The organism is Levilactobacillus parabrevis ATCC 53295 (genome assembly GCF_001434055.1).
Taxonomy (GTDB): domain Bacteria; phylum Bacillota; class Bacilli; order Lactobacillales; family Lactobacillaceae; genus Levilactobacillus; species Levilactobacillus parabrevis.
The window spans coordinates 21,439-33,696 of record NZ_AZCZ01000032.1 but is presented as its reverse complement, the minus strand read 5'-3'; the positions used below and the strand labels follow the sequence as shown (position 1 = coordinate 33,696).

General features: G+C 47.3%; 11 protein-coding genes. 6 read left to right on the top strand and 5 right to left on the bottom strand.

The window, feature by feature from the left end; all coding sequences use genetic code 11:
• Positions 1 to 190 precede the first annotated feature (190 nt).
• Positions 191 to 1,207, bottom strand: a complete 1,017-nt coding sequence (locus FD07_RS09035) for a DMT family transporter (RefSeq protein ID WP_373879003.1) — start codon at positions 1,205 to 1,207, stop codon at positions 191 to 193.
• An 87-nt stretch (positions 1,208 to 1,294) separates the two neighbouring features.
• Entirely contained in the window at positions 1,295 to 2,242 is a 948-nt protein-coding gene (locus tag FD07_RS09030) for an AEC family transporter (RefSeq protein ID WP_020089930.1), read from the bottom strand.
• Between the two features lie 367 nt (positions 2,243 to 2,609).
• On the opposite strand from FD07_RS09030, the gene FD07_RS09025 reads away from it, so the two are divergent.
• From FD07_RS09025 to FD07_RS09000, 6 genes are all read left to right on the top strand, one after another.
• Entirely contained in the window at positions 2,610 to 3,767 is a 1,158-nt protein-coding gene (locus FD07_RS09025) for an LCP family glycopolymer transferase (protein ID WP_020089931.1), read from the top strand.
• 123 nt (positions 3,768 to 3,890) lie between these two features.
• The gene (locus FD07_RS09020) at positions 3,891 to 4,229 is read left to right on the top strand and encodes a GNAT family N-acetyltransferase (RefSeq protein ID WP_020089932.1); all 339 of its coding nucleotides are present in this window, start codon (positions 3,891 to 3,893) and stop codon (positions 4,227 to 4,229) included.
• 335 nt (positions 4,230 to 4,564) lie between these two features.
• The gene (locus FD07_RS09015) at positions 4,565 to 5,476 is read left to right on the top strand and encodes a metal ABC transporter solute-binding protein (RefSeq protein ID WP_020089933.1); all 912 of its coding nucleotides are present in this window, start codon (positions 4,565 to 4,567) and stop codon (positions 5,474 to 5,476) included.
• 150 nt (positions 5,477 to 5,626) lie between these two features.
• Positions 5,627 to 6,274, top strand: coding sequence for an EAL domain-containing protein (locus FD07_RS09010; protein ID WP_020089934.1), 648 nt, complete (start codon positions 5,627 to 5,629; stop codon positions 6,272 to 6,274).
• 146 nt (positions 6,275 to 6,420) lie between these two features.
• The gene (locus FD07_RS09005; protein ID WP_020089935.1) at positions 6,421 to 7,551 is read left to right on the top strand and encodes a GGDEF domain-containing protein; all 1,131 of its coding nucleotides are present in this window, start codon (positions 6,421 to 6,423) and stop codon (positions 7,549 to 7,551) included.
• 138 nt (positions 7,552 to 7,689) lie between these two features.
• Positions 7,690 to 8,820, top strand: a complete 1,131-nt coding sequence (locus FD07_RS09000; protein ID WP_020089936.1) for a diguanylate cyclase — start codon at positions 7,690 to 7,692, stop codon at positions 8,818 to 8,820.
• A gap of 615 nt (positions 8,821 to 9,435) precedes the next feature.
• On the opposite strand, the gene FD07_RS08995 is transcribed toward FD07_RS09000, so the two are convergent.
• From FD07_RS08995 to FD07_RS08985, 3 genes are all read right to left on the bottom strand, one after another.
• Entirely contained in the window at positions 9,436 to 9,849 is a 414-nt protein-coding gene (locus FD07_RS08995) for a PTS sugar transporter subunit IIA (RefSeq protein WP_020089937.1), read from the bottom strand.
• An 88-nt stretch (positions 9,850 to 9,937) separates the two neighbouring features.
• Positions 9,938 to 10,549: an HAD family hydrolase gene (locus tag FD07_RS08990; RefSeq protein WP_020089938.1), complete on the bottom strand. Its 612-nt coding sequence runs from the start codon at positions 10,547 to 10,549 to the stop codon at positions 9,938 to 9,940.
• A gap of 154 nt (positions 10,550 to 10,703) precedes the next feature.
• Positions 10,704 to 12,146: an MATE family efflux transporter gene (locus FD07_RS08985; RefSeq protein WP_020089939.1), complete on the bottom strand. Its 1,443-nt coding sequence runs from the start codon at positions 12,144 to 12,146 to the stop codon at positions 10,704 to 10,706.
• Positions 12,147 to 12,258: the final 112 nt, after the last annotated feature.

The following is a 12,258-nucleotide window of genomic DNA, read 5'->3' as shown; positions in this document are numbered from 1 at the left end:
TTTACACAAGATTCTTGACGCTACCCAGATGCAAGACGTTACGGCTAGTCGCTCACTGGCAATACAACCTATTTCAGGTAACAGGCCTTAACATATGGCAAAAAAATAGTAGACACAACTGTCACCAGTCATCTCTACTATCCGTTACCTAAGCGCTAAATTAGCGTTCAGGAACACATTTATTTTTAAATTAATCCGTTGATTCCGTGGACGAAGACTTCACGTGAGCTTGCGCCCGCGCACGGAGCTTGGCAGCTGCCGTCTGCGTCTCTTCCTGGAAATCGCTGGCTGGTACGGTGGCCTCTTGATCCGCCAATTGAGATTCCCGAGACTTGACCCGGTTCCCCATAAAGGTGACCACTGACCCCAACAGAATAATGACGATCCCAATAACAGTATTGGTCAAAATCTGTTCGTGGATCAGTAAAGCGGCTAAGATTGGTGCCAACCCTGGCTTGATGAAGAAGACCAAGGACGCCGTGGAAACATCGGAACGTTCCATCGCCAAGAAGTAGAAGGCAAACCCACCACCGGTCACACAGACTCCGATGAAGAATAGTAACCAGAAGTATTCCAGGCTAACATTCTTTAAGATCGGCATTGCAGCGAATTGGCTGAGCCAAGACACCTGCCGCATACCACCGGCAACGGCGGGCACGTGGCTCAACAGCATCAAGACTAACAGTTCAAACGACCCAGCAAAGAAAGTAAAGCAGGTCATAATAATCCCATTAAAGTGATGCCGTACGGAACCCCACCGCGAAACGATGCTGTAGAGCCCGAAGGTCAGTGCAGAACCGATAGCTAAGCTTAAACCAACAGGATTGGTCAAATGAGCGGGGTTCACAATGACGATTAACCCGATGATTGAAATGACAACAGCAATCAAGTTGGCTCGACCAAGCCGTTCGTGCAAGATCAGGTAGGAGAAGATCAGCGCGAAGACGGGATTACAGCTGAATAAAACGGCAACTGTTGAGGCTTCGTCAACTGAGATGGCCAACTGATACAGTGTCATGGAAACAATGACGCAGACGAAACCGGTCAGGAAGAACAGGCCCCAATCGGAACGCGTCAAGTGGTGTTGTTGCTTATTCAATGCCCGTAAGGCGATTGGCAACAGGATGACTCCCCCAATGAAGAATCGAATCAGGTTGAGTTGGATGGGGTTGAATGCCCCACCGGCAGCCTTCAAGGCAATTTCCATTGAACTAAACATTAAAGTTGAAAATGCGACGTACAACAATGTTCTTCTCAAAACGAACCTAGTTCCTCCCTATGTAAAACCTATCAACTAATGAATTTGCTGGACGATTACCATCAGAATCGGAATCACCACTAAACTTAGGAGGGTCGTTTCGGTTACCATGATGGCCGCGTAATCCGTATCCGCATGGTAGAGTTTTGCCACTACCGGTGCGTTCGTCATGACGGGCATCGCCGCTTGTAAAATAAAGACTTGCTTCATTAACACTGGCATCGGCGTTGGAATGACCAAGCAAGCCATCAACGTCGGTGCAACTAAGAACCGACCAAATAAAATGCCTAAACTATCTCGATTCAGCCGGATATTCTGGACGCCAGCACCAGCGATTGCTGTCCCGATGAAGATCATCGACAGCGGCACCGTAAGGCCACCGACATAGCTGAAGTCCTTCATGATCCACGCCGGTAATTGAATATCGAGTAAAACCAGCACGACCCCCAGCATGAAGCCTAGTAGCGGTGGCGAGAAGATTTTCTTCAACGTGGTCACGAGATTGAATTTCGCAGTGCCCTGCCCGTCTCGTTGAATCAGGTAAGCCCCCAACGTCCAGAAGAACGTGGTGTTGGCCATGTAATAGACCAAGACGAACGGCATACTTTTCGGTCCAAATAGGGCTTCATTGACTGGTAAGCCAACGAACACAGTGTTGGAATTGGCAAACATGGCTTCAAACAATCCCCGCCGTTGCGGGTGAATCTTGAAGCCATGAAATGCAATCACCGATAATCCAAACATAATTAACATGGAAACGACGGGGAACCGCAGATCTGGCAGCGTTGACTTCAAAGTCTGCGCCGAGAACTGGGTCGTAATCGTACTGATCATGTAGGCTGGCAACGCAATCTGCGTAACCAACCGCGCAATCAGCCGGCGAGAGTGCTCGTCGAACCAACCGCGACGAGAAAGAATATAACCCAAACCAATCATCACCAGGATAATTAAAACACCGGAGATGCTTCGAACAAAGACGGCCATCAGTCACCCTCCTCGCCGCACGTGCTAAAATATTAACGATTCTTAACTAACTTGGCCCATTATAGCACGGTTCTGAAAATCGCCAGATTCGTAACCGGTTACAAACGCCCATGTACCATGCTTTGACTAGCCTTGACAAGCTTTTGAAAACGACTTTCATCTTCCATATTGATTGGCGTTTTCACTGTTTTAGGGCCAACCTGGCGTTTACGAATGGCCTTTTTTGTGGTCTAATAAATTAATTGAGTCCGCAAACCAGATTTCCAGGGGAACTTTTAGAATTTGGTTGCGCTGGCCGACTCCGGTAGTATTTCGTGAGCGCCAGCAGCGCGTATACAAAGATTTTAATGAGGATGAGGAAATAACTATGCCAAACGATAATGAAAGTAGACGTCACCGATCACCAGAAGACTTCGAACAAGTCTATGATCGGCGTGCTGACCGTAACTCACACTTTAAAACGCCGCAAGTTCACCCCCATCGTCCCGCGATGTGGACGATTGTCATTGCCCTACTGGTGATGCTGACCGGTGGACTGGCTTACGGCTATCAGGCTTGGAACTCAGCCAAGAAGACCTTTAGCCAAACCTATGAGTCCTCCAAGGCGTCTAAGAGTCGTAACGTCTCCGCCGTTCTGAAGAAGAACCAGCCCTTCTCCATCCTGCTGATGGGAACCGATACTGGGGCATTAGGCCGTTCTGATGTGGGACGAACCGATACCCTGATGGTCGCCACAATCAATCCCAAGACCGAAACTGCTTACCTGACCAGTATTCCACGGGATACGCGAGTGACGGTCGGTTCTGGGGTCAATGCTTCCGTTCAGAAGATCAACGCCGCCTATACGCTTGGTGGTCCGAAGACGGCCGTTAAAACCGTTGAAAACCTCTTGGACATTCCAATCGACTTCTACGCTATCGTCAACATGGGTGGCTTGGAGAAGATGGTCGATGCCGTTAACGGCGTCGATGTGACACCACCCCTAACCTTCCAATACGGCGCAGCTAACGTCACTAAGGGTAAGAAGATTCATTTGAATGGGAAACAGGCCCTGGCTTATTCCCGAATGCGGCATGAAGATCCCTTAGGTGACTACGGTCGACAAAAACGGCAGCGACAAGTCTTACAAAAGCTAGTCGTTAAGGCGGCCGGCTTGACTTCACTTACCCGTTACCAACAGATCTTAACCTCCCTGAAGGGGAATTTGAAGACCGACTTGACCTTTGATGATCTGATGCAGATCCGTGCTAAATACGGTGATGCCTCTCACCATATCAAGTCAGAAACGTTGCAGGGACAGGACGCCATGATCGATGGCCTCTCTTATCAAGTTCCAACCAACGACGAACTGAAGAAGATCTCGAATCATATTCGTAAGACGCTGGGCTTGGCCAATACCAAGAACTTCACGACGGATGCCGATACCTCCGCTTACGGTACGGATACCAGCTACGACACGACCACGACCAACTCCGGTTATGACGCGTCAACGGGCTCTGCGAATAACGGCAACTACGGTTACTAATCCCTTTTAAATTTAGATCGAATAAACAGCATCACCTTCTAGGGTGGTGCTGTTTTTGTTTGAGCGCAGTATACTGAGGCTAGGCAAATCACTGCTAAATATTGAAGTTAGAAGGTGTTCCCATTGACAATTGCTGTCTCCCCTTCAGTCGCAAATGGGCTTCCTGTTCTAAATACAATCTATCAAGAGGCCCAACCCTATTTTCAGCAGATTGAAGGTCGCGATCCATTAGCACCACTTGGCGACATTCACGCCGTAATTCCAGAGATTCCAGTCGACCGAACCCATTGCCTAACACTTTATCATGATGAACAGATCATCGGTTATGCCTGGACACTTGCGGAAACCAGTACCAATATTTACTTACTTCATTTCTACATCTCACAGGCTAATCGGCGACGAGGCCTCGGGCGTCACTCGGTCGGCAATACCGGCAACAAGGCTATCAGACCATCCGACTAATGGTCTCGGCTGCCAATTACCTCGGTTTAAAGTTCTGGGTTGCCGTGGGATTTACTCATCTTTGCTACGTGGAGGCACCACCAGAGAATACGCCCACTAAGGCTATTGAATTAGAACTCCAACTTGACCTCGCAAATGAAGAAAAATAAAACCACCACAGCCAGCTCCAGTTATGACAAATGAAACGACGTTATCCCCTACAGGTGACGTCGTTTTTAGTTATTGCGCCTGAAGTTAACGGCTCTTCCTAAAATTATCCTTGCCAAACGAATCATCTTTCTGTAGTATCTAAATAGTAATAATTACTATTTAGATACTAAGGGAGAGAATTTTAGATGTCATTTTTCAAAAAAGCTACGTTTAGTCTTATCGGCCTGATCCTCGTTAGTGTCAGCCTTAGCGCCTGTAGCCAGCCGAACAAGAAGTCAGCAACCAGTGCGACTAAGCCAATTCACGTGGTCGCCAGCCTGGACTTCTACGGCGAAACGGCCAAGGCTGTGCTGGGGAGCCATGGCACCGTCACAACCATCATAAAGAGCGCTAGCGTTGATCCTCACGATTTCGAACCCACACCCAAGGAAGCCGCTGCCGTTTCCCAAGCAAACGTGCTGCTTTCCAACGGTTTAGGCTATGATGCTTGGATGCAAAAACTCGTGAAAAGTAACGCCAGCAAGTCTGTCCGCAACATTCGGGTCGGTGAGGACGTTATGGGCAAAAAGACCGGTGCCAATGAGCATATCTGGTACGATCCGGAGACCATGGCCCAGCTAGCCAACGCCCTCGCAAAGCAATTCGGTAAGAAAGCACCGAAGTATAAGGCCACCTATCAGCAAAACGCCGCCAAATACATTAAACACCTTGCGCCACTTCAACAACAGATTAAGACACTTAAGCAAAACAGCCACAATCAGCGTGTCGATGTTAGTGAACCCGTCTTCGACTACGCCCTGACGGCATTGGGGTATCGCCAAAATAACACGCACTTTGCTTTAGCTGTCGAGAACGGAACGGATCCCTCACCAAGAGATATTAAGCAGATGCAAAACGATATCAAAACACACAAGATTGCCTTTTTTGTCAATAACCGTCAGGCCTCTGACAAGACAGTCAAGGCCATGGTGAAGCTAGCCGATCGGCATCAGGTACCCGTCCTTAATGTAACCGAGACGCTACCCAAAGATGCCAACTATCTGACCTGGATGCAAGGACAATATCGCCAGCTAGAGAAAATTCAGCAAGTACAATAACTCATCAAGGGCGTCGGTAGTATACATCTGATTTTAATCGAAACGTGAATCAATGGCAACACTAAACGATATATGACGTTGTTCTTTTATAGAAATGCGCTAAAATATAGTTAATTCATTAAATTGGGAAATTTAAAGGAGTCGACCCAAATGTATCGTTTTTTTGTGCAGCCACAGATTAACCAAGAGAATCATCAGATATTTGGCTACGAGGTCCTCCTACGTAAGCAGCAAAATGAGACGTGGGTTCTTCCTCAACACTTCACCGATATTTCAGTGGGCGAACAAGCCAAACTCTTAGAAGAGACCGCTGAAGCTTTAAACACAGCGGTCAATCAGCAAGTACTGGCCTTTAACCTTAACAATCAACAACTACGTGATCCCCTCACCTTGGGGACCATTATTGCGCTAAAAAAGCGACTAAAACCGGCCGCCCTAACGATTGAACTTACCGAAGCGCCTACCTTACCGGAAATTCAACTTTTTAGTACCGCCATTCACCAATACGATATTGACTTGGTCTTAGACGACGTCGGTACCGGGTCGAACACGTACGATAATATTCAGCACCTGCTTCCCTTCGTCGATCAAATTAAATTTGCCATGCAAAATCTGCGAATGGACGGACGGGCAAAAGAAATTCCAACGGCCTTAGCTTTTTGGTCCAAAATCGCAAAATATTACCGGCTACAATTGATTCTTGAAGGCGTGGAAGATGCTAAGGATCAAGCCCTTGCCAAGAAATTTGGCATTTCACTGCATCAAGGCTACCTTTACGGCAAGCCTAGCCTCGTCTAAACAGGGAGTCGCCTGAATCGTATGTTCAGGTCGACTCCTTATTTCGTTTAAATTTTACGCAATGGGTGGTTCCATTAAGTTTTGCGCGTTAATATATAAGTACCGAATGCTTTTTTGGTAGTCAATTATAGAATGGATGACAACTCATGACCTGGTCCAAATGGTTCGTGGAGCCCGCCTTTACCAGTATCTTCTTCCTGCTGGGCGTCCTGACCCTCTACTGGTTCTCGACTAGTAAACTAATTAAATACATGGAAAACCGTGGTCAACACCCTGATCCTAACCAAGTTCGAACGATCTTCGGACTCATCTACATGGTTATTCTCCTCATCGTGACACAAGTTTCCGTCATGGGTACCGACCATAGTTGGGTCTTTACTAACTTTCAGATTTTTGCAGTAGTCTTTGTCAGTTACTTTTTGATGCTGGAGATTCGCATCTGGCAGTTGGCCTTGGCAACGCTCATATTCATGGCAATCGATGGCACTTTGACGATTGGGCTAACTTGGGCATATGCCGTTGTCTACATTGGCTTCTACCTAACTATGAAGCTCATTAAGAATCACCGCCACAGTCCCTGGCGCGACTACTTCGATTTTGCCAGCACTGCCCTCTTCTTCTCTACTATTCTGTGGTGGTTGATTTTGCTACGTTTCAATCTCGGTTGGACGATTGCCGCCTGGGAAATTCTCTTTAGCTTCCTTCTGTTATCGATTATGTACGTCTACGTCGATTCTCTGTTGGCTGGTGCCGACACATTGGCCCAGCTGACATACACGACGAACTATGATGAATTGACGCGGGTACACAACTTCTATTCCTTTAAGAAAGCTTTTGGCCACCAGTTCACGGCCGCGCAAACAGAGCACCATCCCTTAACGTTAATGCTCTTTGATATCGACCATTTTAAGCACGTGAATGATACTTATGGTCATTTGACGGGTGATTACGTCCTGAGTCACGTCGCCGAATTAATCACGCAGCAATTGCAAACGATTGATTCCACACTCGTTCTTTACCGAACCGGTGGTGAAGAGTTCACGATCATCTTTGACAACTACACCATCGGTCAGGCCCGTGAACACGTCGACGCTGTCGCACAGGGTGTGCGTTCAGCTGAGTTTCGGCATGCAGGTAAGACCATCGATATTAGTATTTCAGTTGGCGCTACCCAGTTAAAAACAGAGGACGACAGCCAAGTCGACCTCTATCGCCGGGCGGATGAAAGTCTCTATTACTCTAAACGTCATGGTCGTGACCAAGTCACAATTGGCTAACCCCCTAGCCTTAACGAGGACTCGGAACGCTGGTTCTGAGTCCTTTTGTCACACATCGCAAAAATGATGACCAAAAATAGTGTAATCTGTGGTAGTATACAAAGCGCACTAAAAAAATTTTGGAAAGGATGGCTTAATATGACTTGGGCCCAATGGTTCGTAACGCCTGCTTTCACGAGTGTCTTCTTTTTACTAGGCGTGTTAACCCTTTATTGGTTTATGACCGATCGTATCACTAAAAAGCTCCAGAAGCGCCATCCGACCATTAACGTCAGCAGAGTGCGAACCATTATTGGTTTGCTTTACATGGCCATCTTGATTGTTGGCGCACAACTTTCCGTCGATGGTACCGGGAACGGCTGGGTATTCGTCAATTTTCAAATATTTGCGGTCGTCTTCATCAGTTACTTCCTACAATTAGAAATTAAATTCTGGCAAACGGCTATCGTCATCGTAGGCTTTATGGGTATCAATGGTACTCTGATGATCCCCCTGTCCTGGTTGTTTGCTGCCATCTATGTGGGGCTGTACTACGCCATGAAACTGGTTAAGCAACATCAGCACCACACATGGACAGACTTTGTTGATTATAGTTTGGTCAATCTTGCCTTTTCAACAGCTATGTGGGGCGTCATGAAGTTCCGGTTCAATCTGCACCCGATAACGGTTGGTTGGGAAATACTGTTCAGCTTTTTCTTCATGACCATCATGTTTGTCTATATCAGTTCTGTCCGCGACGGTGCTAACACCATCGCGCAGCTCACGTATACCACTAATTTTGATGAATTAACTCACGTTCATAACTTTTACGCGTACAAGAATAATTTCGGTCAGGCCTTCGACCACGCACAGAGACACCAGGAACCTCTAACACTCATGCTTTTTGATATCGATCACTTCAAGCAGGTAAATGACACCTATGGTCATCTGACCGGTGACTACGTGTTAACGACCGTCTCTCGTATGATCACGCAAGAGCTCAAGGCCAGCAATCCCAAACTGCAGCTTTACCGTACAGGTGGTGAAGAATTTACAATTTTCTTCGCTAACTATACGCCAGCACAAGCACACACAACGGTGACTGCCATTGCTCGTCGTATTCGAGAAACACCCATGCAGCATGCGGGTGAAACTTTCAATATTACAATTTCAGTGGGGCTGACCCAACTGAAATCTGGCGATGAAAACCAAGTGGATACCTATCGCCGTGCTGACGAACAACTCTACCACTCTAAACGCCACGGTCGCGATCAGGTGACTGTGGGCTAAACCGTTAATGGACTTCTACAATCCGTAGAGGTCCGTTTTAAGTTCTTAATCCAACCTTTTTCAGTATTGAACGATGTATATCAAGGAGCCTACGCTAACCATTTTGGTCTATACCAGAATCATAACATACCTTACGACCGCGCTGTGTAAAATATTTGTAAAGGTTATCTGAGACCCATTCTCAACATTTTCTCGTTACCCGAACGCTTTAAAAATATATTTATAAGGTCAATAGGCTGTATTAAATTAAAATCTATGCTAAGGTTAACCTACCAAAAAAATTGAATGGTGGGTGATCCGGAATGGAAGTCCTCTTGCAACCGCAATCACGCTTTGGTAGCTGTCCTCACAAGTCTCCTTTCACCAACACGCCAGTCTCCATCCATAGGAAAGCGTTCTTTATTGCTTATCCGTTGACCATTCACTTTACATCTAGGAAGCCTAGATTCCTGTCTCAGCCGCTTACGCATCCGCCCGCGGTACTTTCCTAAAGACCATCCACTCCGCCACAGAACGGATGCTGGTGTACTTATCGCCACACAAACTGGCGCTTCCCGAAATAAAAAAAGCCTCACCCAACTTGGCAAGACTTCTCGTAATCTCAACATATTCGACTTAATCTTCATCGTCATCCTGTGCAGACAAATCAAGGTGACGAACACCCCCCTGCGCTGCACGAACGAGATGAGGAACGACGAGCTCAAGCGGTTGGTCTTGAATCGTCAGTGCTTCAATCAGCATGGGCAGATTGAGCCCCGCAATTAAGCCATACTTCTCTGGTGCCTGGGCAACAACCTGTTGCGCCGCATTAAAAGGCGCACCACCCCATAAATCAACCAGAAATAACAACTCCGAAACGGGTTGCATGCTCTGAATAGCTACACGATAATGATTGACCAAATCCTCCACGCTCTCGTTGGGCCCTAGAGTCACGGCCATAACTTTCTGCGCTTTACCGAAGATCATCTCGGCACTCTGTAAGATGCCACGGGTAAATTCACCGTGACCTGTGACGATTATGGCAAGCATCCTGCCACCCCTTTGGTGATACCACAATTACGGCTTTCTGAATAACCGTTCGAGACAAATATAGCACAAAACTTCTAGAACAACTACTTTACAGCAATTTCAACATATCCTTCGGTTGCGCAAACGTCATATCTGGCGTAAAGCCATTCGGTTGTTTGCCGTTCCAACCTGCAAACCCAAAGGTCACGTGTGCAGCCTGTGAGGCGCGAACATCGTAATCCGTGTCACCAACATAAATGGTGGACGCTGGGTCCGCATGCAACCGCGCCATTGCTAACAAAATGCCGTCCGGATCCGGTTTGCCATGTGCGACGTCCTCGGCAATGACGTGCTGTGTAAAGTAATCCGCCAAGCCTTCACCAACCACGTCACGTTCATACTCAAATTTCTGTTTAGAGGTCATGACGGCCAACTGGGCACCGGCATCCTTCAACTGTTGCAGAGCGGCTTTAACCCCTGGGTAAACGGCAACCGTCTCACGATAAGCTTGCGTACGTGGACCCCATAAGGCCAAAACTTTCTCAACTTCCGGAACCTTTAATCGAATCAATGCATCACGACTTGGAATGCCAAAGGTCGTCGCCAGTTCAGCATACGGGCGATCCATCCCCCGCTCATGCAAAATAGCCTGAAGGGACTTAATGTACATCGCTTCCGTGTCCAGCAGGGTTCCATCAATATCAAAAATAAAACTCTTCATTTCGTTAAGCACTCCTTGATTAGCGGGTAGCCACGTCACCGAGTAAACCACTCAGCTAGCAGTCAAAGTCAGTTAGTCAGCCACTACCGTCTGTTTTTCGTCAAAAAAAGGCAGCCGCTTAAAAACGACCACCTCTAGTGTATCACGCTTAATGCTAAGACTCTAATTTAGGCTGTGCCCCGGCCAATCGTGGTTGGGTTGCTGCCGTTTGTGACGCAACAGCTGCCTGTTCTTCCGTCGTCTTACCTTCAACAACATCCACAGAACGTTGCAGGTTCCGCAGTTGCTTGACGGCACGAATCCAAGACGGTACCAGAATAGCACAGGAGCCCAACCAAGCCAGCGGTTCCGCTGATACGGCACCGGCATAGCCGAATGCCCCAACCATGAATACCGCGGCAAAGACGCGCATGGTTAATTCACCAACACCAGCCAGCGTTGGCAATACCCGCCGTCCAAGACCTTGGAGGGTGTTCCGAATGATAAAGAGGACACTCAATAACAGGTAACTACTCCCAATAATGTTGAAGTAGGTCTGTGATAACCGAATGACGTTCTCATCAGCAGTTCCGATGATCAGCGTCACAATTGGCTTCCCGAAGAAAATAACCAAACCACCGGCAAAGACGGCGAAACTTCCAGATAACCAAAGAGTCCTCTTGACCCCTTCCATGATCCGGCTGTACTTCGATGCCCCAAAGTTTTGGGCAGCAAAAGTCGCCATTGTTACACCAAAGGATGACATTGGCAGGGAGCACAATTGATCAACCTTGGAAGCAGCGGTAGAAGCGGCAACGGAGTCTGTCCCTAATGAGTTCAGGGCTGCCTGCATCACCATCGTTCCAATTGCGATGATCGACAGTTGAAAACCCATCGGCATCCCCGTAGAGAAGTGGTCCCACAGCTCGTGGAAGTCAATTCTAAAGTCGTCCTTGGAGATGTGCAGTAACGGAATGGACCGAACGATGTAGACTACACAGAGCAGAGATGCAATGACCTGTGAGATAACCGTTGCCCAACCGGCACCAGCAACCCCCATGTGAAAGACTAAGATAAAGAGTAATTCCAATAGAACGTTGATCACCGTTCCGATCATTAAGAAGATCAGTGGTGTTCGGGAATCCCCGAGAGCCCGAATAATGTTTGAAAGTAAGTTGAAGGCCATTGAAGCGAAAATTCCGGCAAAAATGGTGCTGATAAAGATCCGGGCATTTTCAAAAATGGAAGCTGGCGTTTGCATGAGATGCAAGATCGGGTCAACAAACGTCAACGCCAATACGGTCAAGACAACCGTCATTAAAATCGAGATGACAATGCTCGCAGCAAATGACTTCCGTACACCCTTGTAGTCACGTGCACCATAACGCGTAGCCGTAATAATGGCCAAACCAGCAGTTAATCCTTGCGCGAAACCAATAATCAAAAAGTTGATGGAGCCCGTTGCCCCCACCGCAGCCAGCGCTTTGACCCCTAAGGTTTGCCCCACAACCACAGTATCAGAAACGTTATATAATTGCTGAAATAAGTTACCAATTAAAAGTGGAATCGTAAAAAAGAAAATGAGTTTGAGGGAGTTACCCTTAGTTAAGTCGTTCATGCGCCGACCTCCTTTTAAAATTTTGCCAACCGTTGGCACAGGATTACTACTATAACGCCTGCTAACCACTTTGTCAGCCTATTTGCTCGAAAACTATGAAAATTTTCATAAA